The following is a 26,572-nucleotide window of genomic DNA, read 5'->3' on the forward strand; positions in this document are numbered from 1 at the left end:
CCCTGCCTGCGGCTTCGGCAGGCCCGGCGGGCGCACACGCGGATGTGAGTGGAAAATCCCTCCCCCGGCGCCCCCGTCACAAAACCTCCACCGAAGTGCAAACATTGCGACACCGCGGCCCCGTATCCGGCCTCTCGGGAACACGAAGCCGCGGAGCACCTCATGGATCTGACCATCACCGGCCTGACGAAACGCTTCGGCACCGCCGTCGCCGTAGACGACGTGACGCTGACGTTCGAGCGGCCGCAGATGATCGGGGTGATCGGCCGCTCCGGCGCCGGCAAATCCACGCTGCTGCGCATGCTCAACCGGCTTACCGGCGCCTCCGAGGGCTCGGTGCGCGCCGATGGCACCGACGTGCTGGCCCTGCGCGGCCGCGCCCTGCGCCGCTGGCGCCGCGACTGCGCGATGATCTTCCAGCAGTTCAACCTGGTGCCGCGGCTCGACGTGCTCACCAACGTGCTGATGGGCCGGCTGAACGACCATTCCGCCGCCTCCGCCATCCTGCGCCTGTTCAGCCGCGAGGAGCGGCTCGAGGCCCTCGCCGCGCTCGACCGGCTCGGCATCGCCGGCCACGCGATGAAACGGGCCGAGGCGCTTTCGGGCGGGCAGCAGCAGCGCGTGGCCATCGCCCGCGCCCTGATGCAGGACCCGAAGCTGATCCTCGCCGACGAGCCCATCGCCTCGCTCGACCCGCTGAACGCCAAGGTGGTGATGGACGCCCTGCGCGCCATCCACGAGGAGGACGGCCGCATGGTGATCTGCAACCTGCACACGCTCGACACCGCCCGCGCCTATTGCGACCGCATCGTGGGCATGCGCGACGGCCGCGTGGTGTTCGACGGCCTGCCCGCGCAGCTCACCGAGGGGGCGGCGCGCGACATCTACGGCGCCGGTGACGAGTTCACCGAGGCCGCCACCTCCACCAGCATCGAGACGCTCGGCCGCCAGCCCCTGCGCGAGGCGAAAGCCCTGGCCGAGTGAGCCTTCCCGCCCCCGCCCCCGGGCGGAGGCACCGCGGGCCGGCCGGGGGGCCGGCCGGTTCTTCCACGGCCCCGCGCCATGCGGGCGCGACCATCACACCGGAGACACACATGTTGCTCAAATCCATCCTCGCCGCCGGCACCGCCGCGCTCGCGCTCAACGCCGTGGCGGCCTCCGCCGAGGGCATGGCCGGGCTCACCGAGTTCCGCATCGGCATCCTGGGCGGCGAGAACGAGGCCGACCGCCTGCGCTCCAACGAGTGCATCAAGACCCGCTTCGAGGAGCTGCTCGGCGTGCCGGTGTCGCTCTACCCGGCGGCGGACTATGCCGGCGTGATGGAAGGCCTGCTCGGCGGCAACCTCGACTACGCCCAGCTCGGCGCGTCCGGCTATGCCGGCGTCTACCTCGAGAACCCCGACGCGGTGACCCCGATCCTCACCGTGCAGCAGCTCGACGGCTCCACCGGCTACTACTCGGTGATGGTGGCGCGCGCCGACAGCGGCATCACCTCGCTGGAGGACATGAAGGGCAAGCACCTCGGCTTCGCCGACCCCAACTCCACCTCCGGCTACCTGATCCCCTCCGTGGTGCTGAGCCAGGAAGGCTACACCGCCGGCAATTTCTTCGGCTCCACCAGCTTCTCCGGCGGCCATGAGCAGAACGTGATCGCGGTGCTCAACGGCGACGTGGATGCCGGCGTGACCTGGGCCTCCGGCGTGGGCGAGTGGGAAGAGGGCTACTCGAACGGCAACCTGCGCAAGATGGTCGACAAGGGCCTGCTCGACATGAACGACCTGGTGCAGATCTGGCAGTCGCCGCTGATCCCGAACGGCCCGAACGTGGTGCGCAACGCGCTGCCGCAGGAGGTGAAGGACGCGGTGAAACAGTCGCTTCTCGCGCTGCCGACCGATGATCCGGAGTGCTTCTACTCCTCCGAGGCCGGCGAGGCGAAAGGCTACGTGGAGGTCGATCCCTCCTTCTACAAGCCGATCATCGACGCCCGCCGCGCGAAGCTGACCAACTGATCGGCCAAGGCCGGAGCGGGGCGCGCCCGAAAGGGGGCGCCCCTCTGCATTTCCACCAGACCAGAACAGAGGGCATCGCATGACGCTCGAGGCAGACGCAGGGGCGGCGGGCCCCCGACACACGGGGAGCGGCGGGCTGTCCGCGCTTGCCGAGGCCTATGACCGCGCCGAGATCCGCCGCCGCAGCTACACGGGCCTGCTGATCCTGCTGGTGCTGGCCATCCTCGTGGGCGGCTTCCGCATGGCGGAGGACGCGAATTCCGGCAGCTTCCTCGGCGGCCTCGCGCACCTGGCCGACTACCCGGCCGAGATCCTCGCCGATGCCTGGGAGAAGGGCTGGTCGTTCTGGCTGGTGCCCTTCACCGTGCAGCACGCGGAAAACGGCATCACCCACACCTACGTCCACTACCTGGTCGAGACGATCAACATGGCGGTGGTGGCCACGCTCACCGGCTTCACCATCGGCGCCGCGCTGAGCATCCTCGCCTCGCGCAACCTGGTGCGCAACCGCGCCATCGTCTGGGTGACGCGGCGCTTTCTCGACGTGGCGCGCGCCTTCCCCGAGATCGTGATCGCGCTGTTCCTGATCTTCATCATCGGCAAGAACCCGATCGCCGCCGTGGCGGCCATCGCCTTCCACACCGTGGGGGCGCTCGGCAAGCTCTACTCCGAGGTGAACGAGAACGCCGACATGAAGGCCTGGGAGGGGCTCGATGCCGCCGGGGCCTCGTGGCTGCAGAAGGTCTGGTTCGGCATCCTGCCGCAGGTGATGCCGAACTGGGTGAGCTACGCGCTGCTGCGCTTCGAGATCAACGTGCGCGCCTCGGCCATCATGGGCTTCGTGGGCGCGGCCAGCAGTTCAAGACCTTCGTGGACTGGCGCTTCGGCGCCGACATCGTCGCCATCATGGCGCTGCTCATCGTCACCATCATCGCCATCGACAGCTTCTCGGCCCGGCTGCGCCGCCGGCTGATCGGCCCCGGCGCGCACTGAGGGAGGGGGAAACATGGCTCTCGCCGATTACGACACGCTGGCCGCCCGCCACGCCGACGTCCTCGCCCCGAACCGCCGCCGGCAGGCGCTGTGGGTGGGGGGCGCGCTGCTGCTCGCGCTCTACTCGGTCTATGTCTGGTTCGCCTTCGATGTCTCCACCGCGCTGGGGCGGGCGAACATGGAGCGGGCCGAGCTGCTCGCCCTGGACAGCTACGCCCACAAGGTGCACGTGGAGATGAGCCTGCGCGACCCCTCCGAGCTCGAGGTCGAGCTCGAGGGCAACCGCCTCAACCGCTACGAGACCCTGCCCGACTGGATCACCCCCGCCGCCGCCGGCTGGCAGGTGGAGATGAACGCGGGCTACGAGATCGACCTGCGCCCCGACGGCCTGCGCATGCTGGACGAGGACGGCACCCTGCTCGCCGACATCGCCTTCGCCGAGGAAGGGCCGGTGCTGCTCTCCGCCCCGCAGCCCTGGATGAAGGTGGCGCCCAACAAGATCGAGGGCCGGCCCGACAGCTACGCCCGCTTCATCGTCACCGCCTCGAAGGTGACGTTGATGAACTACTTCACCGGCTGGGAGAACTTCTGGTTCGACTGGAGCTCGCCCCTGCACGGGATGGGCCCGCTGCAGGCCGCGGCCCTCGTCTTCTCCGCCGAGCGGGTGGACCCCGCGCAGTCCAACCTCTCGCTGGTGGTCTCCGAGTTCCTCGGCAACCAGGACTGGCAGCACGGCGAGGTGCTGGGCGCCCTCGGCATCACGGTGCTGATGGCGGTGGTGGGCACGCTGATGGCCGCGCTCTGCGCCCTGCCGCTGGCCTTCCTCGCGGCCAACAACATCACCCCCTCGGCCTGGATCCGCGGTCCGTTCAAGCGGCTGTTCGACTTCCTGCGCGGGGTGGATGCGCTGATCTGGTCGCTGATCTTCATCCGTGCCTTCGGGCTGGGGCCGCTCTCGGGCATCCTCGCCATCTGGTTCACCGACACGGGCACCTTCGGCAAGCTGTTCTCCGAGGCGATCGAGAACGCCGACCGCCGGCAGGTGGAGGGCATGCAGGCCACGGGCGCGAGCCCGGTCCAGCGCACCTGGTTCGGCATCATGCCGCAGATCATGCCGGTGTTCATCTCCCAGTCGCTTTACTTCCTCGAGTCCAACACCCGCTCGGCCACGGTCATCGGCATGCTGGGCGCGGGCGGCATCGGCCTGAAGCTTGCCGACACGATGCGCACCGGGCAGGACTGGGAGAACACGATGTACATCATCGTGCTGATCATCGGCATCGTGATCCTGATGGACAACCTTTCCGCCCGGCTGCGCCGGCGGCTCATCGAAGGCTCGAAATGAAGAAACTCTCCGAGGCCCCGACCATCCACCCCGGGGCGAAGGTGTCCGGCGGCCATCTCGGCCGCTGGACGGAGGTGGGCGAAGGCGCGCGCCTGCTCGACACCACGCTGGGCGATTACTCCTACTGCGAGCGCTTCTCCGACCTCGCCTATGCCGAGGTGGGGCGCTTCGCCAACATCGCGGCCTTCGTGCGCATCGGGCCCACCAACCACCCGATGCACCGCGCCAGCCTGCACCATTTCATGTACCGCGCCGCCGCCTACTGGGACGATGCCGAGGACGAGGCGGAGTTCTTCGAATGGCGCCGCGCGCAGGGGCCGAAGGTGGGGCACGACACCTGGTTCGGCCACCAGTCGGTCGTGCTGCCGGGGGTCACGGTGGGCACCGGGGCGGTGGTGGGCGCGGGCGCCGTGGTCTCGAAGGATGTGGGGCCTTACGAGATCGTGGCCGGCGTGCCGGCGAAGCCGATCCGCCGCCGCTTCGCCCCCGAGATCGCCGAGCGCCTGCTCGCCCTCGCCTGGTGGGAATGGGACCACGCCGCCCTGCGCACCGCCCTCACCGATTTCCGCGAGCTCTCCGTGGAAGCCTTCCTGGAGAAGCACGGCGGCTGAAGCAGGGGGCTCAGGGGCGCGCGGGCGCGCCCCCTGCCCTCAGGCGGCGCAGCCGAAGCGGTGGGAGAGCTCGGCCGCGGCGCCGGTTACCAGCTCCTGCATGCGGGTGAGGCCGTCTTCCGAGTAGCGGTCGATGGGGCCGGTGACGCCGATCGCGGCCATCACCCCGCCGCGGATGTCGCGCACCGGGGCGGCGACGCCGTACTGGCCGGCGTTCCAGTCTCCGCGGTCCACCGCGCAGCCGCGCGCGGCACTTTCGGCCATGTCGGCGCGCAGCCAGGCCAGCCCGCCGGGCGGCAGGGCGGCATCGGTGAGCGCGCGCTCGGCATGGGGAATGTCGGCATGGGCGAGCAGGATGCGCCCGATGGCGCCCTCGTGCAGCGGCAGCCGCTCGCCGGCAGGCACCGGGCAGCGGGGCGAATGCGCGCAGGCCGAGGCCATCACCCGGGCCGAGAGCCCGTCGCGCACCGCGACGATGGCGGTCTCGCCGGTGCCGCCGGCGATCTCGCCCAGCAGGTCGCGCGCCTCGCGCTCCAGGTCGACCGAATCATAGACGCGCAGGCCCAGGTCCCACAGCCGCAGCGTGGGCAGGTAGCCGCGCGTCGCGGGGTCCGCGCGCACCAGGCCCGCGGCCTCCAGCGTCTTGAGAACCCGGTGGATGTTGCTCTTCGGCAGGCCCAGCTCGCGCGAGAGCGCCGTCACGCCGCATGGGCCGCCCCGGTCGACCATATGCGTCAGAACCCGCAGACCCTTGAGAAACGTGCTGTCCAATTCCCCTCCCGACCCCCTTCTGAGATGGTCTTCCCCGTGCCGTTATTCAGAACACTGTCCCATATTGCAACAGGTACATATGTCGCGTGACCGCCCTGCGACACCGGGCCTCGACAGGCGCGGCCCCGCCCCCCAGACTGCCGCAAAACCGGAGGATCCCATGCCCGCCTATCTCATCGTCGACACCCGCCTGACCGACCCCGAGGCCTACGAGGAGTACAAGGCCCTCGCCCGGCCCGTCGCCGAGCAGTACGGCGGCACCTACCGGGTGCGCGGCGGGGCGATGGAGGTGATCGAGGCCGGGCTCTGGACCCCCTCGCGCCTCGTGGTGGTCGAGTTCCCCGACATGGCCTCCGCCCGGGCCTTTCTCGACTCGCCCGAATACGCCCCGGTGAAGCAGATCCGCCACGCCAATGCCGAGTGCACGGTGGTGCTGGTCGAGGGGTTCTGAGCCGGCCTCACCGCACCCATTCGCCGCGCCGGCGGATCTCGGAGGAGGAGATGCCCAGCATCGGCCCGGTGAGCAGCGTCCAGCAGGGCGGGCGGGCATCGGCCAGCCGGCCGGCCTGGAAGCGCGGCAGCCGGCTGCGCGCATAGCGCTGTGCGGCGGGCGAGAGGCCGGCGGCCAGCTGCTCGCCCGGCCGGGCCAGCACGCCGATGGGCACCATCTCCATGATGCGCTGCCAGTCCTCCCAGCGGTGGAAGGAGGCGAGGTTGTCCGCCCCCATCAGCCACACGAAGCGCACGCCGGGGTAGATCTTCAGCATGCCGGTGAGGGTGGCGGCGGTGTAGCGGGTGCCGAGGCGGCTCTCGATGTCGGTCACCCGCACGCGGGGGTGGTCCATCACGGCGCGGGCGGCCTGCATGCGGCGCTCGAGCGGCGCCGGGCCCTCGGCCTTCAGCGGGTTGCCCGGGCTCACCAGCCACCAGACGGCGTCGAGGTTGAGCCGGCGCAGCGCCCAGCGGGTGATGTGCACGTGCCCCGCATGCGGCGGATCGAACGACCCGCCGAGCAAACCGACCCGCATGCCGGGCATGGCCGTGGGAAACCCGTGGCGCACCTCGCCTCCTCCCCCCGCAAGAGCCGCCTTTCATGGCCAGCGGCGCGGGGGATGTCAACGCCGCACGCGCAGCCCCCGGGCCGGCGCCGTTGCGCTCATCCCCCGGTATCGTTACAACGCGCGAAACCCGAACGCGAAAGAGGCATCACATGGCGTCCTATCAGTATGTCTACCACATGGATGGGGTCTCGAAAGCCTATCCCGGCGGCAAGAAATGCTTCGAGAACATCCGCCTCTCCTTCCTGCCGGGGGTGAAGATCGGCGTGGTCGGCGTCAACGGGTCGGGCAAGTCGACCCTGATGCGCATCATGGCCGGGCAGGACAAGGACTTCAGCGGCGAGGCCTGGGCGGCCGAGGGCGTGAAGGTGGGCTACCTGCCCCAGGAGCCCCAGCTCGACGAGAGCCTCGACGTGCGCGGGAACGTGATGCTCGGCGTCGCGGCCAAGCAGGCCAAGCTCGACCGCTACAACGAGCTCGCCATGAACTACTCCGACGAGACCGCCGAGGAGATGGCCTCGCTGCAGGACCAGATCGACGCCGAGAACCTCTGGGACCTCGACAGCCAGGTCGACGTGGCGATGGAAGCCCTGCGCTGCCCGCCGGACGACGCGGATGTCTCCAAGCTCTCGGGCGGTGAGCGCCGCCGCGTGGCGCTGTGCAAGCTGCTGCTCGAGGCGCCCGAGATGCTGCTGCTCGACGAGCCGACCAACCATCTCGACGCCGAGACCATCGCCTGGCTGCAGAAGCACCTCATCGAGTACAAGGGCACGATCCTGATCGTGACCCATGACCGCTACTTCCTCGACGACATCACCTCCTGGATCCTCGAGCTGGAGCGCGGCCGCGGCATCCCCTGGGAGGGCAACTACTCCTCCTGGCTCGACCAGAAGGCCAAGCGCCTCGAGCAGGAAGCCCGCGAGGACGCCGCCCGCCAGAAGACCCTCGCCCGCGAGCTCGAGTGGGTGCGCCAGTCTCCCAAGGCCCGGCAGGCCAAGTCGAAGGCGCGTATCAACGCCTACGAGGAGCTCGCCAACCAGTCCGAGCGCGAGCGCGTGGGCCGCGCCTCGATCATCATCCCCAACGGGCCGCGCCTCGGCTCGAAGGTGATCGAGGTGGAGAACCTCTCCAAGGGCTTCGGCGAGCGCATGCTCATCGAGGGGCTGAACTTCTCGCTGCCGCCCGGCGGCATCGTGGGCGTGATCGGGCCCAACGGCGCCGGCAAGTCGACCCTGTTCAACATGCTCATCGGCACCGAGAAGCCGGATTCGGGCGAAGTGAGCTTCGGCGACACGGTGGACCTCGCCTTCGTCGACCAGTCGCGCGACGCGCTCGATGACAAGAAGACCGTCTGGGAGGAGATCTCCGACGGGCTCGACGTGATCAAGCTCGGCGATGCGGAGATGAACTCCCGCGTCTACTGCGGCGCGTTCAACTTCAAGGGCGGCGACCAGCAGAAGAAGGTGGGCATGCTCTCGGGCGGTGAGCGCAACCGCGTGCACATGGCCAAGCTGCTGCGCCGCGGCGGCAACGTGCTGCTGCTCGACGAGCCGACCAACGACCTCGACGTGGAGACCCTCCGCGCCCTCGAGGACGCCCTGCTCGACTTCGCCGGCTGCGCGGTGGTCATCAGCCATGACCGCTGGTTCCTCGACCGCATCTGCACCCATATCCTCGCCTTCGAAGGCGACAGCCACGTGGAGTGGTTCCAGGGCAGCTTCACCGATTACGAGGCCGACAAGATCCGCCGCCTCGGCCCCGACGCGGTGGAGCCCAAGCGCATCAAGTACAAGAAGTTCTCGCGCTGACATCCCCGCCCATGCATCGGACGGCCCCTCCCCCGGGAGGGGCCGTTTGCGTTTCGGGGGAGCTGACCGGGCCGTGCCGCAGGCCCCGGCCCTATTCGGCCGCCATGGCTCCGGCGCGGGGCGCGGGGGCGGCGGCGCGGAAGCGTTCGGCTTCCTGTGGGTAGCGGGCCTCGGCGAAGCGGATCAGGTTTGCCACCCGGGTGGTGTGATGCGGGAAATCCGACATCGCGCGCACCAGCCAGCCGAAGAAGCCGCCGCCCTTCGCCTCCTGGGCGAGGAAGGAGCCGACGTCGGCGCGGTCCACCACGTCGGAGCCGAGGATCATCTTCATCATCGCCGTGACACCGCTGCGCAGGTCGCCGTCGATCATGTAGAGGCCCATCTGGTCGCCCGAGAGCTTCACCGCCCGCTCGTAGGGGGTGAGCAGCAGGTTGAGCACCACGAGCTTCTCCACTCCGTTGAGAAACGCCTCGAACCAGGCAAAGCGGTAATGCCGCGAAGCGAGCGAGCCCACGAAGCGGCCGACGATGAAGCGCAGCTCGCGGTCGGAATTGCCCGGCTTCATCAGCTCGGCGTTGAGGATGAGGACCTTGTGCGAGAGCAGCGGCAGCAGCGAGGCGTTGTAGCTGCCCTCCTGGATCACGAAGGCCTCCACCCGGCCGTGATAGCCGAAGAGCTCCTGCGCCTCGCGGATGGCGGCATGCGCCTCGGGGAAGGCGCGCTCGGTCACCTGCACGGAATTGTTGATGTGCCAGGCGGTGTAGAGGCGCAGGCTGAACCACAGGAAGAACAGCGTGACGGGCACGATCAGCAGCACCACCCCCATGGTGCCGATGACCAGCGCCGCGGTGAGCACCGCGACGGGGATCAGCACGAAGAGCGTGAGCAGGAACCGCCCGTTCTCGGACGGATGACGCAGGGCCTTCAGGTCGGCTTTGCTTATGGGCATGGCGTTTCTCCTGAAATGGTCGACGCGGGCCCCTCGCTCCCGTGGCTTTGCATGCATGATCACACGCCCGCGGCCGCGGCGCGCGGAATTTCTCGCCTGATGTGAGGATATGCACGCACCGGAGGCGGCGGTGCGGGGAGTGTCAGCCTCGCGACGGCCCGTTCGCCACGCTGGTGACAGCGGCATAGGCCGCGCCGAGCGGGAGGGTGAAGACCCCGGCCTCGCCGGCGAGGTGCTTCTCGCGCCAGGAGGCGTAACCCGCCTCGAAGCCGCTCACCGGGCTGCCGGCCGCATCGTCGAACAGGCGCATGCCGCTGTCGGCAAGCGCCGTGGCGCAGAAGGCCATGTGCATCACGTTCGGCCAGCCGGCCTCGCGCGCCTGCGGATGCGCCAGCACGCTGACGGAGACGATGGTCTACCGCGCCCCGGGCTCGACACGGCCAATGATGCACATGAGCGGGGGCAGACCGTCAGCGGCGGAGGTGAGCCAGATCTGGCCGGGCTCGAAAGCGCTCTGGTCCATGCGGCTTTCCCCTCTGCGCCCCGGCGCGCTGCCGCGCGCGCTGGTACGGGTGGTCGGACTCGAACCGACACTCTGTCTCCAGAAACGGATTTTGAATCCGTCGCGTCTACCATTCCGCCACACCCGCGCGGCGCGATGCCCGGGCAGGGAATCACCGCGCGCCGGCGGACATTACGTGAAAGCCCCCGGCGCGGAAAGCGCGTGCGTCAGAGATAGCGGCCGCCGCGCTGGAGCACCTCGATGAGGTAGCCGTCGGGGTCGGCCACGAAGAAGAACTTCGCCACCACCGCGCCCTCGTGGCTCATCTCCACCAGCTTGCGCGGGGCGAGGCCCTCGGCCTCGAAGCGCGCGTGCTCGGCGGCCACATCCTCCACGCTCACCGCGAGATGGCCGTAGCCGTCGCCGAGCGCGTAGGGCTCGGTGCGGCCCTTGTTCACGGTGAGCTCCAGCTCGAAGCCGGTCTCGGGGTTGGAGAGGTAGATCAGGGTGAAGCCGTCGAACTCCAGCCGGTCCGCCACCTCCAGCCCGAAGGCGGCGCGGTAGAAGGCGACCGAGCGCGCCTCGTCGAGCACGCGGATCATGCTGTGGATCATCCTGGCCATCGGGAAGGCTCCTCTCTGCCGGTCAACGGGTATCCGGCCCTCTGTGCCCCGGTGGCGCCGGCTTGGCAAGGGCGCCGGCGATGTGTGATGCAGGGCACGTTCGCGTGATGCAGGCTCGCTGTTCGGCGGGCCGCGGCTGGTCTATATTGCCGGGCATGCGACATGTCATGATCCTCCTCGTCGCGGCCCTGACCCTGGTCTCGGGCTGCTCTGCCCTGCCCCCGGAGCCGCTGGACGCCCAGTCCTGCGCGCCGCAGAACTGGCGCACCCTCGGCTACGAGGACGGCGCCGCCGGCCGCTCGCGCGATGCGCTGGAGCGTCGGGCGGAGCAATGCGAGAGCCACGGCCCCCCGCAGGCCGTGCTCTGGGACCTCGGCTACAACGAGGGCCTGCTGACCTGGTGCACCCCCGCGCGGGCCTATGACCTCGGGCGCGGCGGACAGGCGATCCCGGTGGATTGCCCGGCCGGCAGCCGCGGGCCCTTCCTGCAGGCCTACGAGGACGGCCGCTACGACTACTACCGCACCCGCCCGGCCTATTACGGCAACTACGGCTTCTCCGCCGGGCCATGGGGCGTGTCGCCCTATGTCGGGGTCTGGGCGCCCTACTACTACCGGCCCTGGCCGGGCTACGGCCCCGGCTACTACCGCCCGCCGCATTACCATCCGCCCAAGCCGGGCGGTGGCGGAGGGGGGGGGCGGCGGCGGTCCCGGCCCCGGGCCCGGCCCCGGCCCCGGTCCCGGCCCGAAGCCGACCCCGCCGCAGCGCGGGCCGATGCCGCCGCTCGACACCCATTCCCAGTAATGCAGAACGGCGCCCCGGGGGGCGCCGTTTCGCTGTTCGGGGCCGGGCCGTGCGGCTCAGCGGTTCATGCGGTTCTCGATCAGGTCGTCGACCACGCCGGGGTCGGCCAGGGTCGAGGTGTCGCCCAGCGCGCCGTAATCGTTCTCGGCGATCTTGCGCAGGATGCGGCGCATGATCTTGCCGGAGCGGGTCTTGGGCAGGCCCGGCGCCCACTGGATGAGGTCGGGCGAGGCGATGGGCCCGATCTCCGAGCGCACCCATTGGACGAGTTCCTTGCGCAGCTCCTCCGTGGGCTCCTCGCCGTGCATCAGCGTGACATAGGCATAGATGCCCTGGCCCTTGATGCGGTGCGGGTAGCCCACCACGGCGCTCTCGGACACCTTGGGATGGGCGACGAGGGCGCTTTCCACCTCCGCCGTGCCCATGCGGTGGCCCGAGACGTTGATCACGTCGTCCACGCGGCCGGTGATCCAGTAGTAGCCGTCCGCGTCGCGGCGGCAGCCGTCGCCGGTGAAGTAGCTGCCCTTGTACTGCTCGAAATAGGTCGAGACGAAACGGTCGTGGTCGCCGTAGACCGTGCGCATCTGGCCCGGCCAGCTGTCGGAGATGGCGAGCACGCCCTCGGCCACGGTCTCGGTGATCTCCTCGCCGGAATGCGGGTCGAGCACGGCGGGCTGCACGCCGAAGAACGGCCGCGTGGCCGAGCCGGGCTTGGTGGGCGTGGCGCCGGGCAGCGGCGCGATCAGGATGCCGCCGGTCTCGGTCTGCCACCAGGTGTCGACGATGGGGCAGCGGCCCTTGCCCACCACGCGGTCGTACCAGTCCCAGGCCTCGGGGTTGATCGGCTCGCCGACCGAGCCGAGCACACGCAGCGAGGAGAGGTCGACCCCCTCCACGAACTGGTCGCCCTGCCCCATCAGCGCGCGGATGGCGGTGGGGGCGGTGTAGAAGATGTTGACCTTGTGCTTCTCGCACACCTGCCAGCAGCGCGAGGCGTCGGGCCAGGTGGGCACGCCCTCGAACATCAGCGTGGTGGCGCCGTTGGCCAGCGGGCCGTAAACGATGTAGCTGTGCCCGGTCACCCAGCCCACGTCGGCGGTGCACCAGTAGATGTCGCCGTCATGGTAGTCGAACACGTACTGATGCGTCATCGAGGCATAGACGAGGTAGCCGCCGGAGGTGTGCAGCACCCCCTTGGGCTTGCCGGTGGAGCCGGAGGTGTAGAGGATGAACAGCGGGTCCTCCGCCGCCACTTCCACCGCCGGGCAGTGGTCGGAGACGCGCTCCATCTCCTCGTGCAGCCAGGTGTCGCGGTCCGGGTTCCAGGCGATGTCGCCGCCGGTGCGGCGCACCACCAGCATCTTCACGTCCGGCAGCTTGGCCAGCGCCTTGTCGGCATTGGCCTTGAGCGCGGTCTGGCGGCCGCCGCGCGGCGCCTCGTCGGCGGTGATGACCAGCTTCGCGCCGCAATCCACCACGCGGCTTGCCAGCGCATCGGGCGAGAAGCCGGCGAAGACGATGGAATGCACCGCCCCGATGCGCGCGCAGGCGAGCATGGCATAGGCCGCCTGCGGGATCATCGGCAGGTAGAGCACCACGCGGTCGCCCTTCCGCACCCCCATGCCGTGCAGCACGTTGGCAAAGCGGCAGACCTGCTCGTAGAGCTCCTGGTAGGTGATGTGCTGGGAGACGCCGGGGTCGTCGCTCTCCCAGATGATCGCGGTCTGGTGGGCGCGGGCGGGAAGGTGGCGGTCGATGCAGTTCGCCGCCACGTTCAGCGTGCCGTCCTCGAACCACCTGATCGAGACGTTGTGATAGTCGAACGAGGTGTTCTTCACCTTCGTGTAGGGCTTGATCCAGTCGATGCGCCGGCCGTGCTCGCCCCAGAAGGCGTCCGGGTCGCTCACCGAGGCCTGGTACATGGTGCGATAGGTCGCGTCGTCGACCAGTGCATGCGAAACCGTATCGGCGGATGGGGTGCGCATGTCGTTCATCGCGGGCTCCTCTCCTGAACTTTCTGTCCTTTTGCCGGAGGGACTCGGGCGGTCCCCCGGATCAGATGGCGAGATACTCGTGCCGCAGGTCGGCGTTGTCGAGCACCTCCTTGGCGGTACCGTCGAACACCACTGTTCCCATGTCGAGAATTATCGCCCGGTCGGCCAGTTGCAAGGCGGCCACGGCGTTCTGCTCCACCAGGATGGTGGTGATGCCGAGCTCCTTGATGGAGGCGACGATGCGCTCGATCTCCTGCACGATGACCGGGGCGAGGCCCTCGTAGGGCTCGTCGAGCAGCAGCAGCTTGAGGTCGCGCGCCAGCGCCCGGGCCACGGCGAGCATCTGCTGCTCGCCGCCCGACATGGTGATCGCCTCCTGGCGGCGGCGCTCGGCGAGGCGGGGGAAGCTCTCGTAGATGCGGTCGAGCGACCAGCCCTTCGGCCCGGTGATCTGGGCGAGCTGCAGGTTTTCCTCCACCGTGAGGCCGGGGATGATGCGCCGGTCCTCCGGCACGAGACCCACGCCGAGGTTCGCCGCCTGGTGGGCGCGCATGGTGTGCAGCGGCTGGTGGTCGAGCCAGATCTCGCCGTGGCGCAGGGCGGGCGTGTCGACCCGGGCGATGGTGCGCAGGGTGGAGGTCTTGCCGGCGCCGTTGCGGCCCAGCAGCGCCACCACCTCGCCCTCGTGGATGTTGAAGTTCACGCCCTGCACGATGTAGCTCTCGCCGTAATAGGCGTGCAGGTCCCAGGCCGAGAAGAAGGCCGGGGCGGTGGCGGCGTGGTTGGCGTTGCGCGCGGCGCCGCCGGGGGTGTGATCGAGCGGGGTCATGCGTGCGCTCCTCCGAGATAGGCTTCCTGGACCTTGGGGTTGCCCTTGATGTTCTCGGGCGCGTCCTCGACGATCGGCGTGCCCTGGGCCATCACGGTGATGCGGTCGGCGAGCGAGAAGACCACGTGCATGTCATGCTCGATCACCACCTTGGTGATGCCCCGGCTCTCGCCGATGCGCTTCAGCAGGTCGATGGTGTTGTTGGTGTCCGCGCGGCTCATGCCGGCGGTGGGCTCGTCGAGCAGCAGCAGCTTCGGGTCCTGCGCGAGGCACATGGCGAGTTCGAGCCGCCGCTTGTCGCCGCGCGAGAGGGCGGAGGCGATCATGTTGCGCTTGGAGGCGAGGCCCACGTCCGAGAGGTTGCGCTCGGCATGGTCGCGGATCTCGCCGTCGGCCTTCACCCGGCCGAAGGCGTTGAGGCGGTAGGCCCCGTCACGCCGGGCGAAGCTCGCGATCATCACGTTTTCCCACAGCGAGAGGTCGGCGAAGATCTCGGGTGTCTGGAAGACGCGGCTCACGCCGGCCTGGTTGATCTGGTGCGGCTTCAGCCCCAGCAGGGACTGGCCGTTGAACATCACCGAGCCGGTGTCGGGCATCAGCCGGCCCACGAAGCAGTTGAGCAGGGTCGACTTGCCGGCGCCGTTGGGCCCGATGATGGCGTGCACGGAGCCTTCGCGCACGCTCAGGTTCACGTTGTTGAGCGCCTGCAGGCCGCCGAAGCGCTTGTTGACGTTCTGGACCTCGAGAATTCCCATGATGTCCTCCTCACTCGGCCGGCACGCGGGCCGTCGCCTTGTCGCCGCCCTTGGGGCGGGAGAACCAGGCGATGATGCGGTTGAACCCTTCCACCAGCCCGCCGGGCAGGAAGATGACGATGATCATGAACAGCAGGCCGAGGGTGAGGTGCCAGCCCTCGCCCACGAAGGCGCCCATCACCCAGACCACGCCCTCGCGCAGGGTCTCGGGCAGGAAGTCGAGGAAGCCGGAGAGCACGTTGTCGTTGATCTTGGAGAAGATGTTCTCGAAGTACTTGATGAAGCCCGCGCCCAGCACCGGGCCGATCAGCGTGCCCACGCCGCCGAGGATGGTCATCAGCACCACCTCGCCGCTTGCGGTCCACTGCATGCGCTCGGCGCCGGCCAGCGGGTCGGTGCAGGCCATCAGCCCGCCGGCGAGCCCGGCATACATGCCCGAGATCACGAAGGCGGTGAGCGCGTAGGGCCGGGTGTTGATGCCGGTGTAGTTCAGCCGCGCCTGGTTGGTGCGGATGGCGCGCAGCATCAGCCCGAAGGGCGAGCGGAAGATGCGCAGCGAGATGTAGAAGGCGATGATCAGGATCACGGCGCAGAAGTAGAAGCCCACGTTGAACTGCACGTCCATGCCGAGGAAGGAGCCCCGCCAGGTGTCGATCATCCTCAGCCCCAGCACCGAGGGCAGCGGCAGGCCCTCGGAGGCGCCGTCGAGGATGCGCGGATCGGAGGAGAGCACCTTCAGCCCGGTCTCGCCGTTGGTGATCGGGGTGAGCACCGAATAGGCGAGGTTGTAGCACATCTGCGCGAAGGCGAGCGTGAGGATGGAGAAGTAGATGCCCGAGCGCCGCAGGCTCACGTAGCCGATCACCAGCGCGAAGAGGCCGGAGAGCAGCACCGCGAGGATGATCGCCGGGATCACCGACATGGAGAGCAGCTTGAAGCTCCACACCGCCATGTAGGAGCCGATGCCGAGGAAGGCGGCATGGCCGAAGGAGAGGTAGCCGGTGAGGCCGAAGAGGATGTTGAAGCCCACCGCGAAGATGCCGAAGATCGCGAAGCGCTGCAGCAGGTCCGGGTAGCCCGCCCCGAAGGGCGCGAGGATGATCGGGCCGAGCAGCACCATGGCGGTGAAGGCCAGCATGATCGCGGTGTCGTTGTTGCGCAGTTTCTCGAGCATGTCAGGTCTCCATCACACCCTTGCGGCCCATGAGGCCACGGGGACGCAGCAGGATGACGGCAATGGCGACGAGATAGATGATGATCTGGTCGATGCCGGGGAAAATCTGCTTCACCTCGTTCATCGAGGCGAAACTCTGCAGGATGCCGAGCAGGAAGCCGGCCGCGACGGCGCCGGGCAGCGAGCCCATGCCGCCCACCACGACGACCACGAAGGACAGCACCAGGAAGTCCATGCCCATGTGGTAATCGGGCGAGACGATGGGGGTGAACATCACGCCCGCGAGCCCGGCAACCACGGCCGCGAGCCCGAACATGAAGGTGAAGCGCTTGTCGATGTCGATGCCCAGCAGGCCCACGGTCTCGCGGTCGGCCATGCCGGCGCGCACCACCATGCCGAAGGTGGTGAACTGCAGGAAGCAAAACACCGCGCCGATGATGCCGGCGGCGAAGAGGAAATAGACGAAGCGCCACAGCGGGTAGACGATCGTGCCGGCCTGGAAGCCCATCCAGGCGCCGAAATCCATCATCCCGCGCAGCGCGTCGGGCGCGGGCTGGGGGATCGGGTTCGCCCCGAACCAGCTCTTGATGATCTCCTGCAGCACGATGGCGAGGCCGAAGGTCACGAGGATCTGCTCGGCATGCGGGCGCTTGTAGAAATGCTTGATGAGCCCGCGCTCCATCACCACGCCGACGATCATCATCAGCGGCACGGCGAGCAGGATGGACACCAGCACGGAGTATTCCAGCAGCACGGTGCCGAAATCGCCGAACCAGTCGGTGATGTAGGGGGTGCGGATCTCGGCCGGGGTGCCCCAGGGGGTTTTCTCGGTCTCGCTCAGCGCCACCTTTTCCAGCGAGAGCAGCTTCTGCATGGTGACGGCGCAGAAGGCGCCGATCATGAACAGCGCGCCATGGGCGAAGTTCACCACGCCCAGCGTGCCGAAGATGAGAGTGAGGCCGAGGGCGATCAGCGCATAGGCCGAGCCCTTGTCGAGGCCGTTGAGGATCTGCAACAGGATGGCGTCCATCGCCGGTGTCTCCCCCGTGATGCCGGTTGATCTCGGGCCGGCCGGGGGGTGTCCCGGCCGGCGGATGTCAGCGCTGTGTCAGGCGCCGGGGTTGCACGAGCCCAGTTCGCCGCCGGCGAACATCGGGTGGTCGGAGGCGTAGGTCACGTCCTCCACTGGCACCTCGGAGACGACCTCGAGCAGGTCGTACTGGTTGGTGGGGTTGTCGGCCCCCTTCACCACGAGCACCTTCTTGAAGCACTGGTGGTCGGCGCCGCGGTAGAGGGTCGGGCCGTTGCCGAGGCCGTCGAACTCGTAATCCTCCAGCGCCGCGATCACCTCGCAGGGGTTGAAGGTGCCGGCCCGCTCCACCGCATCGGCGTAGAGGATCGCCTGCACGTAGCCGGTCTGCGCCGCCTGGCTGGGGGGCGAGCCGTATTCCTGGCCGAAGGACTTGGTGAAGGCCTGGGTGGCCTCGTCGGGCAGTTTCCAGTCCCAGTTGGCGGAGCCGTAGATGCCCTTCACGTTCTCGCCCGCGCCCTGCGCCATCAGCTCGGAGTAGAGCGGCACCACGATCTCGAAGGTCTTGCCGTTCACCTGCTTGTCGCGCAGGCCGAACTGCACCGCCTGGGTGAGCGAGTTCACCATGTCCTTGCCGTAGTGGTTGAGGATCAGCACGTCGGCGCCGGAGTTGAGCACCGGGGTGATGTACTGCGAGAAGTCGCCGGCGCCGAGCGGCGTGCGCACCTTCTGCACCGTCTCCCAGCCGATCGCCTCGGTGGAGGCGGCGATGCTCTCCTCCTGGGTCCAGCCCCAGGTGTAGTCTGCGGTGAGGTGGTAGGCGCGCCGGTCCGAGCCGTAGGCGTCCTTCAGCACGGGCGCCAGCGCCGCGCCGGACATGTAGGCGTTGAAGAAGTGGCGGAAGCCGTTCTTCTTGCGGTCCTTGCCGGTGGTGTCGTTCGAGTGGGTGAGGCCGGCCATGAAGATGACCCCCGCCTCCTGGCACAGGCCCTGCACCGCCACCGCGACGCCGGAGGAGGAGCCGCCGGTGATCATCACCGCCCGGTCCTTCTCGATCATCGCCTTGGCCGAGGCGCGGGCGGCATCGGACTTGGTCTGGGTGTCGCCGGTGACATAGGCCACCTTCTTGCCCAGGATGCCGTTGCCCTGCAGCGCCTTCGAGGAGAAGGTGTTGAGCATGCCGCCGTCGCCCTCGCCGTTGAGGTGCTTGACCGCGAGCTGGTAGGCGCGCAGCTGGTCGGCGCCCTCGTCGGCATAGGGGCCGGTCTGGGGCACGTTGAAGCCGAGCGTGACCGTGCTGCCCGTGGGTTCGTTGACATAGGCATGCGCGCCGCGAACGAAGAACGAGGGGGCGGCGAGCCCCACGCCCAGAGTGGCACCGGTCTTCAGCAGCCCACGACGCGTGAATCTGTTACCCGACATGCGGATCCTCCCATTTGACTATACTCCGCCCGGGCTCCCCGGACGCGTTGCCTATTCTGGCGAGTCATTCTCCGACCAATCTGTAAATCCTCAAACAAGTTATTGCTTTGATTGCATTATATTGTAATAATTTGACGATGTTGCGTTGCAAATCAGTCAAGAATTTACATTGCAACGCGGTAAATCGTTGAACCGGAGGGTGAAATCACGATGGCGCGATCCCTCGCCGGCCTGCGCATCCGCGAGCGCCGCCTCGCCCTCGGCCTCACCCAGGTCGATCTCGCCGCCCGGGCGGGCATTTCGGCCTCCTATCTCAACCTCATCGAGAAGAATCGCCGCGCCGTGGCGGGGCGCGTTCTGCTCGCCCTCGCCCGCGCGCTCGACCTCGCGCCGGCCGAGCTCACCGGCGCCCCGGAGCAGAGCCTGCTCGCCGCCCTGCAGGAGGCGGCGACCGCGAAGGGCCTGGCCTCGGCCCGGCCCGAGGAGCTGCTCGGCCGCTTCCCGGACTGGGCGCGCCTGCTCGCCGGCATGCTCGACGAGAACCAGCGCCTGCGCCGCGCCGTCACCGCCCTGTCGGACCGGCTGGCGCATGACCCGTTCCTCGGCCAGTCGGTGCACGAGATCCTCACCAACGTGACCGCGATCCGCTCGACCACCGACATCCTCGCCGACCCCGGCGAGATGGCGCCCGCCCAGCGCGGCCGCTTCCTCGACATCCTGGGCCAGGAGAGCACGCGGCTCGCCGAGGTGGCGCAGGCGCTCGCCACCTATTTCGACGCCGCCGCCACCGCCAGCGCCCCGGCCGCGACGCCAGAGGAGGCGCTCGACCAGTTCCTCGACGCGCATGACCACCAGTTCCCCGCCCTCGACGCCGAGCCGGGCGCGCCCCTCGCGCCGCTCATGGAGCACGAGAGCCTCGGCGCCGCCCCGGCCCGGCGGCTCGCCCAGGCGCATCTCGAGCGCTATGCGCGTGACGCGATGCTGCTGCCGCTGGCCGAGTTCGCCGCCCGGGCCGAGGAGGCGCGCTTCGACCCGCTGCGCCTCGCCACGCTCTTCGCCGTGCCGCCGGAGCGGGTGTTCCGCCGCCTCGCCACCCTGCGCCGCGACGGGCTGGAGGCCCCGCCCATGGCCTGCCTGCAGGTGAGTGCGGCCGGCCACGTGCTGATGCGCCGCCCCCTGCCCGGCCTGCCCCTGCCCCGGCACGGGCGGGGCTGCCCGCTCTGGCCGCTGTTCGACGCGCTCGGCCGCCCGGGCGAGCCGCGCGCCGCCACCTGCGCCCTGCCCGACGGGGCGGAATACCTCGGCCTCGCCCTCGCCACGCCGCTGGCCCCGCCGGGCTTCGGCGCGCGGCCGGTGTGGCAGGGCTCGATGCTGCTGGTGCCGCTCGTGCTGGCCCGGCGCGCCGGCATGGCCCCGCCGCCGCAGGGCGAGGCGCCCGAGCCCGTCGGCCCCGGCCCCGGCTGCCGCATGTGCCCGCGCGCCGATTGCACCGCCCGGGCCGAGCCCTCGGTGCTGGCCTGAGCGGCGGGCCGCGGGTCGAAGCGCCCGAGCCGGTACTTCCCAACCCCGTCTACCGCATGCGCGGGCGCTGGGGCTGCGCTGCCCGCACCAGGGTCTTCGCGCCGGCCTGCCAGCCGGGCGGAACCGACGATGCCGCCGCAGGGCGAGGCGCCCGAATTCGCAGGCCCCCGCCCCGGCTGCCGCGCCCCCCCTTTGCGACGGTTGCGCCGCGCGCGCCGCGCCCACCGGGCTGGCCGGAGCGGCGGGGCTGGCGGCACGCGCGAGGGGACGTGGCCGGCGCCACCGGTTGGCCTGTTGCCGGGGGGGGCAGCGCCGATCCGCGGCCCCCGAATCCGCGTGCCTGACCGCGCGGCAGGCCATGCTGTCGCGGCCTCAGCCCCCGCCGGCCGCCGGCCGGGCCCGTGCGCGGCACCGGCGTCGAGCCTGCCACCCGGGGTTGCGACGTGGCGGCAGGGCGGACCATCCGGGCCCGTTGGTCCAAAAAGCATTTGCCAGCCGCGCCCCTCCCGGGCGATGATCGGCCGATAACAGGGCCGTGACAGAGCCCGAGCAAGGGGAGGGGCCGCGTCGTGACGCGCCGGGTACTCATCATCGAGGATGAGCCGAACATCATCGAGTCGCTCGCCTGGCTGCTCGGACGGGAGGGGTTTGACGTGACCAGCGAGCAGGACGGCGGCGCGGCGCTGGACCGTATCGCGCGCGAAACACCCGACCTCGTGATCCTCGACGTGATGCTGCCGCATTGCGACGGGTTCGAGATCCTCCGCGCCATCCGCGCCGGCAAGGACACCGCCCGCACCCCGGTCATCATGCTCACCGCCCGCGGCCAGGCGCGCGACCGCGAGACGGCGGAGAAACTGGGCGTCGACCTGTTCATCACCAAGCCCTTCCTCAATTCCCACGTGGTGGAAAGCGCCCGGCGCCTCGCCGCCCGCGCCGAGCCCTGAGGCGGCGGCCATGCAGGCGCCCCCCTCCGCCCCCGGACATGCGGCGCCCCCCGCGGGCGCGGCACCGGGCGACGCCCCCGGGCCCGACCCCGGCGCCGACCGGCACCGCGGACGCCAGCTGCAGGACCGCGCCCTGGTGCTGCCGCTGGTCGCGGTCTTCCTGTTCATGCCGCCGGCCATCCGGCTCTTCGCCGGGCCGCAGACCCTGCTCGGCCTGCCGGTGATCGTGCTCTATGTCTTCGGTGTCTGGGCGCTGCTGGTGCTCTGCGCCTTCCGCCTCTCGCGCGGGCTGGCGCGCGGCGGCGAGGCGCCTTGATCTCCTCCAACCTGATCATCGGCGTGTGCACGGCCTATGTCGTGCTGCTGTTCGGCGTGGCCTTCCTGGCCGACAGGCGGGCCCGGCGCGGCCGGCTCGACTGGCTGCAGTCGCCGCTGGTCTACACGCTGTCCATCTCGGTCTACTGCACCGGCTGGACCTTCTACGGCGCCGTGGGCTCGGCGGCGCGCTCGGGGCTCGAGTTCGTCGCCATCTACACCGGGCCGGTGATCGTGTTCATTGGCTGGTGGTGGTTCCTGCGCAAGCTGGTGCGCATCGGGCGGCTGCAGCGCATCACCTCGATCGCCGATCTCGTCTCCTCGCGCTACGGCAAGTCCAACACCCTCGCGGTGCTGGTGACCGTGCTCGCCGTGGTCGCCTCCACCCCCTACATCGCGCTGCAGCTCCAGTCGCTCACGCTGAGCTTCACCGTGTTCGCCCCGGCGCGCGAGGGCATCCCGCCCGATGGCGCGGGGTTCTGGATCGCGGCCGGGCTCGCGCTCTTCACCATCCTCTTCGGCACCCGCAACGTCGACGCGAACGAGCGCCACCACGGCGTGGTGACCGCCATCGCGCTGGAGGCGGTGATCAAGCTCGTCGCCCTCGTGGCGGTGGGGCTCTTCGTGGTGTTCGGGCTGGGGGGCGGCCCGGGCGAGGTGTTCGCCGACATGCCGCCCGCCCTCACGGCGCCCGAGGGGTTCGGCGCGCGCTGGCTCACCATCACCTTCCTCTCGGGCGCGGCGGTGGTCTGCCTGCCGCGCATGTTCCAGGTGACCGTGGTGGAGAACGTCGACGAGCGCCACCTCGCCACCGCGGCCTGGGCCTTCCCGCTCTACCTGCTGCTGATCTGCCTCTTCGTGCTCCCCATCGCGGTGACCGGGCTGCGCCTGCTGCCGCCGGGGGCAAACCCGGACATGTTCGTGCTCACCCTGCCGCTGATGGCGGGCCAGGACGTGCTGGCGCTGGTGGCGCTGATCGGCGGGTTCTCCTCGGCCACCTCGATGGTGATCGTGGCCACCATCGCCCTCTCCACCATGGTGTCGAACCACATCATCATGCCGATCTGGCTGCGCCTCACCCTGCGCGAAACCAAGACCTCGGGCGACGTGCGCTCCATGCTGCTGATCAGCCGGCGGGCCAGCATCATCGTGCTGCTGCTGCTGGGCTATCTCTACTTCCGCCTCTCGGGCAGCTCCACGGCGCTCGCCTCCATCGGGCTGATCGCCTTCGCCGGGGTGGCGCAGATCCTGCCGAGCCTCGTGGCGGGCGTGTTCTGGCGCGGAGCCACGCGCCGCGCCGCGCTTGCCGCCACCGCCTGCGGCTTCGCGATCTGGGTCTATACCCTGCTGCTGCCGAGCTTCGAGGCCGGGCTGGGTGCGCCCGGGCTGCTGGCCAACGGCCCCTGGGGCATCGCCGCCCTGCGCCCGCACGCGCTCTTCGGGCTGGAGGGGGTCGACCCGCTCTCCCACGCCCTGTTCTGGTCGATGAGCGTGAACGTGGCGGTGCTGGTGGGCGTGAGCCTCGTCACCCTGCCGAGCCCGCTGGAGCGGCTGCAGGCGGCGCTCTTCGTCGACGTGTTCCGCATGCAGACCGCGGCCCCCGGCGCCTACATCCGCCGCTACGCCACCTCGGAAGACCTGTTCACCCTCGCCCAGCGCATCCTCGGCACGGAGCCCGCGCACCGGCTCTTCACCGAGCTCGCGCGCGACCAGGGCCTCTCCTCCGGCCTGCCGCGCCCGGATGACGCGCTGATCGAGCGGCTGGAGCGTGAGCTCGCGGGCGCCGTGGGGGCTGCCTCGGCGCATGCGATGGTGGGGCAGATCGCCTCCGGCGAGACGATCTCCATGGGGGCACTCATCTCCATCGCCGACGAGACCGCCCAGATCGTGGAATATTCCCACCGGCTGGAGGAGAAATCCCGCGAGCTGGAGGAGACCGCCGCCGAGCTGCGCCTTGCCAACATGCGCCTGCAGGAGCTGGGCGCCCAGCGCGACGCCTTCCTCGCCCAGGTGAGCCACGAGCTGCGCACGCCGATGACCTCGATCCGCTCCTTCTCCGACATCCTGCGCGAGAACCGCGACCTGCCGCCGGAGCAGGCGCGCCGCTTCCTCGGCATCATCTCCGACGAGAGCCAGCGCCTCACCCGGCTGCTCGACGAGATCCTCGACCTCGGCTTCCTCGAGAGCAGGCGCGTGGCCTGGGAGCTGGAGCAGGTCGACCTCGAGGACGTGCTCGACCGCGCGCTCTCGGCCACCGAGGCGCTCACCGCCCGCTCGGGCCTGCGCATCACCCGCTCGGCCCGCCAGCGCGACGCGCAGGTGATGGCCCAGCGCGACCGGCTGGCGCAGGTGTTCATCAACCTCATCTCCAACGCGGTGAAATACGCCGGGCCCGACGCCGCCCTCACCCTCACCATCCGCGCCGAGCGCGGCGGCATCACCGTGGACGTGGCCGATGACGGCCCCGGCGTGCCCGACAGCGACCGCGAGCAGATCTTCGAGAAGTTCGCCCGGGCCCGCGGCCTCTACGACAGCCGCGGCGCCGGGCTGGGCCTGCCGATCAGCCGCGAGATCATGCGCAACTTCGGCGGCGACCTCACCCTGCGCGCCAGCCGGCGCGGGGCGATCTTCCGCGTCTACCTCCCCCGGCCGGGCACCGAGGCAGCACAGCGCGCGGCCGCCGCCCCGGGCAGCGGAAGCACGGCCGGCGCCGCCACAGGGGCAATGCCCCCCCGCGCGGCTGCGGCGGATGACAGCGCGCCCGGGCTCGGGTAAGCAGCGCCGCAGGCAGCCCTTCGGAAGAGCACAGCATGACCGCGATCCTCCTCGCCGGCCCCACGGCCTCCGGGAAATCCGCCCTCGCCCTCGCGCTGGCGCGCGAGACCGGCGGGGTGATCGTGAATGCCGATGCGCTGCAGGTCTACGCCGACTGGCGGCTGCTCACCGCCCGGCCCTCGGCGGAGGAGGAGGCGCAGGCGCCGCACCGGCTCTACGGGATGCTGGGCTTCGACGCACCCTGGTCGGCCGGGCACTGGCTGCGCGCCGTCACCGCCCTTCTGCGGGAGGTCGAGACGCCGATCTTCGTCGGTGGCACCGGGCTCTACTTCCTCGCCCTCACCGAGGGGCTGGCCGAGATCCCCGAAACCCCCGCAGAAGTGCGCGCCCGCGGCGACGCGCTGCGGCGCGCGCAGGGCGCGGCGGGCCTCGCCGCCCTGCTCGCCGAGCGCGACCCCGGGACGCTTGCGCGCATCGACGCGCGCAACCCCATGCGCCTGCAGCGCGCCTGGGAGGTGCTGGAGAGCACCGGCCGCCCGCTCTCGGCCTGGCAGGACGACACGCCGCCGCCGGTCATCGCCCCCGACACCGCGCTGCGGCTGGTGATGATGCCCGAGCCCGGCTGGCTCAACGCCCGCATCGACCGGCGCTTCGACATGATGATGGCAGACGGCGCGCTCGACGAGGTGCGCGCCGTCCTGCCCCGCTGGCAGCCGGAGCGCCCGGCGGCACAGGCGCTCGGAGCGCGCGAGCTTGTCGCCCACCTGCGCGGCGAGACCGGGCTGGCGGAAGCGGTGGCGCAGGCCAAGCTCGGCTCGCGGCAATATGCCAAGCGCCAGCGCACCTGGTTTCGCAACCGCATGAAGGGCTGGCGGCAGGTCGACCCCGCCGCCCTGCCGCCGCTGCGCGACCTGCTGGGCTGAGCGCGCCGTTGGACCGCGCCCCGGCTTTGCGGTAGACTGCGCGCGCTCCGCGGGTTTCCTTCGCGTTTCGTGACACTGCGCACATCGCTGCCCCCCGTTTGCTTCCATCGTTGCACAGGCGCCGCGGCGCACCACCCCCGTGTTCAACGTCATCGCGACGGAGGCAATCATGGCACCCCTCATCGGCCTCGCCCTCTCGGTTCTGCCCTCCCTGGCCAAGCGCATCGTCGACAACGTGCTGCCCGACGTGGAGAGCAAGGTGACCGGGGTGGTGCGCAACGTGCTCGGCACCACCGACCCTGCCGAGATCGAGCGCAAGCTGCAGGACGCGAAGCTCGCCGCCGAGCTGCGCCTCGCCCTCGCCCGCATCGAGGCGGAGGCGGACGCCCGCGAGCAGCAGATGCGCCTCGAGACCATGCGCCTGCAGTTCGAGACCTTCCGCGCCGAGCTGGGCGACACGAAGAGCGCGCGCGACACCATGACCAGCCTGGTGAAGGAGGGCAGCATCATCGCCTGGGGGCCGGTGGTGGTCTCCACCATCGTGGTGGTGGGGTTCTTCGTGGTGCTGCGCCAGCTGGTGATCGGCGACATCGTCCTCACGGCGGAATCGCAGGCCCGCTTCCAGATCGTGAACATCACCGTGGGCGCGCTCACCGCGGGCTTTGCCACGGTGATCAGCTTCTGGCTGGGCTCCTCGCAGGGCTCGCGCACCAAGGACATGAACGCCCTGCGCGCGCAGGGGCTGGTGGCCGACGCCCAGCGCGAGAGCGCCCAGGCCACGCGCGACATCGTCACCGAGCAGGGCCGCCAGACCGCGGCGCTGATCGGCAAGGTGACCGCGGCACCGCCGCCGCCCGCCCCCGCCGCCGCCGCGCCGGCCAAGAGCGCGCGCCGCTTCCAGCGCTGCATGCAGACCATCTTCCAGCACGAGGGCGGCTATGCCGACCACCCGCACGACCCCGGCGGCGCCACCAACATGGGTATCACCCACAAGACCCTCGCCGCCTGGCGCAAGGTGGAGAGCTGCACCCGCGAGGAAGTCCGCGCCCTCACCGAGGAGGAGGCGACCGAGATCTACCGCGCGCTCTACTGGAACGCGCTGAACTGCGACCAGCTTCCGCTGGGCGTCGACCTCGTGACCTTCGATTTCGGGGTGAACGCGGGCGTGGGCCGGGCCGCGCGCATGCTGCAATCCATCGTGGGGGTGGAGGCCGATGGCCAGATCGGCCCCATCACCCTCGGCGCGGTGAAGCAGATGGAGGCGGAGTTCGTCATCACCCGCTTCAGCGAGCGGCGGCTCGACTATTACAAGAGCCTCGCCGGCTGGGAGACCTTCGGCCGCGGCTGGGAACGCCGCACCTCCGAGACCCGGGAAATCGCCCTGCGCCAGGCCGCGGAGCCGGCGCGGGGCTGA

24 protein-coding genes, 1 tRNA gene and 1 pseudogene are annotated in these 26,572 nt (G+C 70.1%); 14 read left to right on the forward strand and 12 right to left on the reverse strand.

Going from position 1 to position 26,572, the window contains the following annotated elements; genetic code table 11:
* Positions 1–162 precede the first annotated feature (162 nt).
* From phnC to D3P35_RS07260, 5 genes are all read left to right on the forward strand, one after another.
* A complete protein-coding gene (gene phnC, locus D3P35_RS07240) occupies positions 163–984 on the forward strand; it encodes a phosphonate ABC transporter ATP-binding protein (RefSeq protein ID WP_118133988.1) in 822 nt (273 codons plus the stop codon).
* A 110-nt stretch (positions 985–1,094) separates the two neighbouring features.
* Positions 1,095–2,009: a phosphonate ABC transporter substrate-binding protein gene (gene phnD / locus D3P35_RS07245; protein WP_118133990.1), complete on the forward strand. Its 915-nt coding sequence runs from the start codon at positions 1,095–1,097 to the stop codon at positions 2,007–2,009.
* 79 nt (positions 2,010–2,088) lie between these two features.
* On the forward strand, positions 2,089–2,982 hold the full coding sequence (locus D3P35_RS07250; RefSeq protein ID WP_232830414.1) for an ABC transporter permease: 894 nt from the start codon (positions 2,089–2,091) through the stop codon (positions 2,980–2,982).
* Between the two features lie 33 nt (positions 2,983–3,015).
* The gene (phnE, locus tag D3P35_RS07255) at positions 3,016–4,347 is read left to right on the forward strand and encodes a phosphonate ABC transporter, permease protein PhnE (protein ID WP_118133992.1); all 1,332 of its coding nucleotides are present in this window, start codon (positions 3,016–3,018) and stop codon (positions 4,345–4,347) included.
* Positions 4,344–4,958 carry a hypothetical protein gene (locus tag D3P35_RS07260; protein WP_118133994.1) on the forward strand — a complete coding sequence of 205 codons (615 nt, stop codon included), beginning with the start codon at positions 4,344–4,346 and terminating at the stop codon, positions 4,956–4,958. Before phnE ends, D3P35_RS07260 begins: the two co-directional genes overlap by 4 nt.
* Before the next feature lie 39 nt (positions 4,959–4,997).
* On the opposite strand, the gene D3P35_RS07265 is transcribed toward D3P35_RS07260, so the two are convergent.
* On the reverse strand, positions 4,998–5,729 hold the full coding sequence (locus tag D3P35_RS07265; protein WP_118133996.1) for an IclR family transcriptional regulator: 732 nt from the start codon (positions 5,727–5,729) through the stop codon (positions 4,998–5,000).
* A 160-nt stretch (positions 5,730–5,889) separates the two neighbouring features.
* On the opposite strand from D3P35_RS07265, the gene D3P35_RS07270 reads away from it, so the two are divergent.
* Complete coding sequence (locus tag D3P35_RS07270; protein WP_118133998.1) at positions 5,890–6,180, forward strand: DUF1330 domain-containing protein; 291 nt, start codon at positions 5,890–5,892, stop codon at positions 6,178–6,180.
* A gap of 7 nt (positions 6,181–6,187) precedes the next feature.
* On the opposite strand, the gene D3P35_RS07275 is transcribed toward D3P35_RS07270, so the two are convergent.
* Positions 6,188–6,790: a nicotinate-nucleotide adenylyltransferase gene (locus D3P35_RS07275; RefSeq protein WP_118134000.1), complete on the reverse strand. Its 603-nt coding sequence runs from the start codon at positions 6,788–6,790 to the stop codon at positions 6,188–6,190.
* Between the two features lie 149 nt (positions 6,791–6,939).
* Between D3P35_RS07275 and ettA the strand changes: the two genes are divergently transcribed.
* On the forward strand, positions 6,940–8,595 hold the full coding sequence (ettA, locus tag D3P35_RS07280) for an energy-dependent translational throttle protein EttA (protein WP_118134001.1): 1,656 nt from the start codon (positions 6,940–6,942) through the stop codon (positions 8,593–8,595).
* A gap of 91 nt (positions 8,596–8,686) precedes the next feature.
* Here ettA and D3P35_RS07285 read toward each other — a convergent pair whose 3' ends face one another.
* The 4 genes from D3P35_RS07285 to D3P35_RS07300 form a co-directional block, all read right to left on the reverse strand.
* On the reverse strand, positions 8,687–9,544 hold the full coding sequence (locus D3P35_RS07285) for a M48 family metallopeptidase (RefSeq protein WP_118134003.1): 858 nt from the start codon (positions 9,542–9,544) through the stop codon (positions 8,687–8,689).
* Between the two features lie 142 nt (positions 9,545–9,686).
* On the reverse strand, positions 9,687–9,941 hold the full coding sequence (locus D3P35_RS07290) for a hypothetical protein (RefSeq protein ID WP_118134005.1): 255 nt from the start codon (positions 9,939–9,941) through the stop codon (positions 9,687–9,689).
* A gap of 167 nt (positions 9,942–10,108) precedes the next feature.
* Positions 10,109–10,194: transfer RNA gene (locus D3P35_RS07295), tRNA-Leu, on the reverse strand.
* Positions 10,195–10,273: 79 nt separating this feature from the next.
* Positions 10,274–10,669 carry a VOC family protein gene (locus D3P35_RS07300; RefSeq protein ID WP_118134007.1) on the reverse strand — a complete coding sequence of 132 codons (396 nt, stop codon included), beginning with the start codon at positions 10,667–10,669 and terminating at the stop codon, positions 10,274–10,276.
* Positions 10,670–10,836: 167 nt separating this feature from the next.
* Here D3P35_RS07300 and D3P35_RS26975 point away from each other — a divergent pair.
* Positions 10,837–11,166 (forward strand): annotated as a pseudogene (locus D3P35_RS26975) (DUF2799 domain-containing protein); the annotation flags it as partial.
* Between the two features lie 363 nt (positions 11,167–11,529).
* Here the strand turns inward: D3P35_RS26975 and acs are convergent.
* From acs to D3P35_RS07335, 6 genes are all read right to left on the reverse strand, one after another.
* Positions 11,530–13,467, reverse strand: a complete 1,938-nt coding sequence (gene acs, locus D3P35_RS07310; RefSeq protein WP_118134009.1) for an acetate--CoA ligase — start codon at positions 13,465–13,467, stop codon at positions 11,530–11,532.
* A 61-nt stretch (positions 13,468–13,528) separates the two neighbouring features.
* Positions 13,529–14,296 carry an ABC transporter ATP-binding protein gene (locus tag D3P35_RS07315; RefSeq protein WP_118134011.1) on the reverse strand — a complete coding sequence of 256 codons (768 nt, stop codon included), beginning with the start codon at positions 14,294–14,296 and terminating at the stop codon, positions 13,529–13,531.
* The gene (locus D3P35_RS07320) at positions 14,293–15,051 is read right to left on the reverse strand and encodes an ABC transporter ATP-binding protein (RefSeq protein ID WP_118134013.1); all 759 of its coding nucleotides are present in this window, start codon (positions 15,049–15,051) and stop codon (positions 14,293–14,295) included. Before D3P35_RS07320 ends, D3P35_RS07315 begins: the two co-directional genes overlap by 4 nt.
* A gap of 10 nt (positions 15,052–15,061) precedes the next feature.
* The gene (locus tag D3P35_RS07325; protein ID WP_118134015.1) at positions 15,062–16,225 is read right to left on the reverse strand and encodes a branched-chain amino acid ABC transporter permease; all 1,164 of its coding nucleotides are present in this window, start codon (positions 16,223–16,225) and stop codon (positions 15,062–15,064) included.
* Between the two features lies 1 nt (position 16,226).
* Complete coding sequence (locus tag D3P35_RS07330; RefSeq protein WP_118134017.1) at positions 16,227–17,255, reverse strand: branched-chain amino acid ABC transporter permease; 1,029 nt, start codon at positions 17,253–17,255, stop codon at positions 16,227–16,229.
* A gap of 78 nt (positions 17,256–17,333) precedes the next feature.
* Positions 17,334–18,677 (reverse strand): substrate-binding protein, encoded by a 1,344-nt coding sequence (locus D3P35_RS07335; RefSeq protein ID WP_118134019.1) that lies wholly within the window; start codon positions 18,675–18,677, stop codon positions 17,334–17,336.
* Positions 18,678–18,887: 210 nt separating this feature from the next.
* Between D3P35_RS07335 and D3P35_RS07340 the strand changes: the two genes are divergently transcribed.
* The 6 genes from D3P35_RS07340 to D3P35_RS07365 all read left to right on the forward strand — a co-directional run bounded on the left by D3P35_RS07340 (position 18,888) and on the right by D3P35_RS07365 (position 26,572).
* Positions 18,888–20,198: a helix-turn-helix transcriptional regulator gene (locus D3P35_RS07340; protein WP_118134021.1), complete on the forward strand. Its 1,311-nt coding sequence runs from the start codon at positions 18,888–18,890 to the stop codon at positions 20,196–20,198.
* Between the two features lie 569 nt (positions 20,199–20,767).
* Positions 20,768–21,145 carry a response regulator transcription factor gene (locus D3P35_RS07345; RefSeq protein WP_118134023.1) on the forward strand — a complete coding sequence of 126 codons (378 nt, stop codon included), beginning with the start codon at positions 20,768–20,770 and terminating at the stop codon, positions 21,143–21,145.
* A gap of 10 nt (positions 21,146–21,155) precedes the next feature.
* Positions 21,156–21,461, forward strand: coding sequence for a hypothetical protein (locus D3P35_RS07350; RefSeq protein ID WP_118134025.1), 306 nt, complete (start codon positions 21,156–21,158; stop codon positions 21,459–21,461).
* Positions 21,461–24,235 (forward strand): ATP-binding protein, encoded by a 2,775-nt coding sequence (locus D3P35_RS07355; RefSeq protein ID WP_198670504.1) that lies wholly within the window; start codon positions 21,461–21,463, stop codon positions 24,233–24,235. Before D3P35_RS07350 ends, D3P35_RS07355 begins: the two co-directional genes overlap by 1 nt.
* A gap of 35 nt (positions 24,236–24,270) precedes the next feature.
* Complete coding sequence (gene miaA, locus D3P35_RS07360) at positions 24,271–25,158, forward strand: tRNA (adenosine(37)-N6)-dimethylallyltransferase MiaA (protein ID WP_118134029.1); 888 nt, start codon at positions 24,271–24,273, stop codon at positions 25,156–25,158.
* A gap of 169 nt (positions 25,159–25,327) precedes the next feature.
* Complete coding sequence (locus tag D3P35_RS07365) at positions 25,328–26,572, forward strand: glycoside hydrolase family 108 protein (RefSeq protein WP_118134031.1); 1,245 nt, start codon at positions 25,328–25,330, stop codon at positions 26,570–26,572.

It is taken from the genome of Oceanicella sp. SM1341 (assembly GCF_003448965.1).
Lineage (GTDB): Bacteria > Pseudomonadota > Alphaproteobacteria > Rhodobacterales > Rhodobacteraceae > Paroceanicella.

Bases quoted from the DNA above. Each gene is read 5' to 3' on its own strand.
- D3P35_RS07260 (WP_118133994.1), top strand. From the start codon at position 4,344: ATGAAGAAACTCTCCGAGGCCCCGACCATCCACCCCGGGGCGAAGGTG.
- miaA (WP_118134029.1), top strand. From the start codon at position 24,271: ATGACCGCGATCCTCCTCGCCGGCCCCACGGCCTCCGGGAAATCCGCC.
- D3P35_RS07330 (WP_118134017.1), bottom strand. From the start codon at position 17,255: ATGGACGCCATCCTGTTGCAGATCCTCAACGGCCTCGACAAGGGCTCG.
- acs (WP_118134009.1), bottom strand. From the start codon at position 13,467: ATGAACGACATGCGCACCCCATCCGCCGATACGGTTTCGCATGCACTG.
- D3P35_RS07315 (WP_118134011.1), bottom strand. From the start codon at position 14,296: ATGACCCCGCTCGATCACACCCCCGGCGGCGCCGCGCGCAACGCCAAC.
- phnC (WP_118133988.1), top strand. From the start codon at position 163: ATGGATCTGACCATCACCGGCCTGACGAAACGCTTCGGCACCGCCGTC.
- phnE (WP_118133992.1), top strand. From the start codon at position 3,016: ATGGCTCTCGCCGATTACGACACGCTGGCCGCCCGCCACGCCGACGTC.
- phnD (WP_118133990.1), top strand. From the start codon at position 1,095: ATGTTGCTCAAATCCATCCTCGCCGCCGGCACCGCCGCGCTCGCGCTC.
- D3P35_RS07285 (WP_118134003.1), bottom strand. From the start codon at position 9,544: ATGCCCATAAGCAAAGCCGACCTGAAGGCCCTGCGTCATCCGTCCGAG.
- D3P35_RS07250 (WP_232830414.1), top strand. From the start codon at position 2,089: ATGACGCTCGAGGCAGACGCAGGGGCGGCGGGCCCCCGACACACGGGG.
- D3P35_RS07350 (WP_118134025.1), top strand. From the start codon at position 21,156: ATGCAGGCGCCCCCCTCCGCCCCCGGACATGCGGCGCCCCCCGCGGGC.
- D3P35_RS07300 (WP_118134007.1), bottom strand. From the start codon at position 10,669: ATGGCCAGGATGATCCACAGCATGATCCGCGTGCTCGACGAGGCGCGC.
- D3P35_RS07270 (WP_118133998.1), top strand. From the start codon at position 5,890: ATGCCCGCCTATCTCATCGTCGACACCCGCCTGACCGACCCCGAGGCC.
- D3P35_RS07340 (WP_118134021.1), top strand. From the start codon at position 18,888: ATGGCGCGATCCCTCGCCGGCCTGCGCATCCGCGAGCGCCGCCTCGCC.
- D3P35_RS07365 (WP_118134031.1), top strand. From the start codon at position 25,328: ATGGCACCCCTCATCGGCCTCGCCCTCTCGGTTCTGCCCTCCCTGGCC.
- ettA (WP_118134001.1), top strand. From the start codon at position 6,940: ATGGCGTCCTATCAGTATGTCTACCACATGGATGGGGTCTCGAAAGCC.
- D3P35_RS07320 (WP_118134013.1), bottom strand. From the start codon at position 15,051: ATGGGAATTCTCGAGGTCCAGAACGTCAACAAGCGCTTCGGCGGCCTG.
- D3P35_RS07325 (WP_118134015.1), bottom strand. From the start codon at position 16,225: ATGCTCGAGAAACTGCGCAACAACGACACCGCGATCATGCTGGCCTTC.
- D3P35_RS07335 (WP_118134019.1), bottom strand. From the start codon at position 18,677: ATGTCGGGTAACAGATTCACGCGTCGTGGGCTGCTGAAGACCGGTGCC.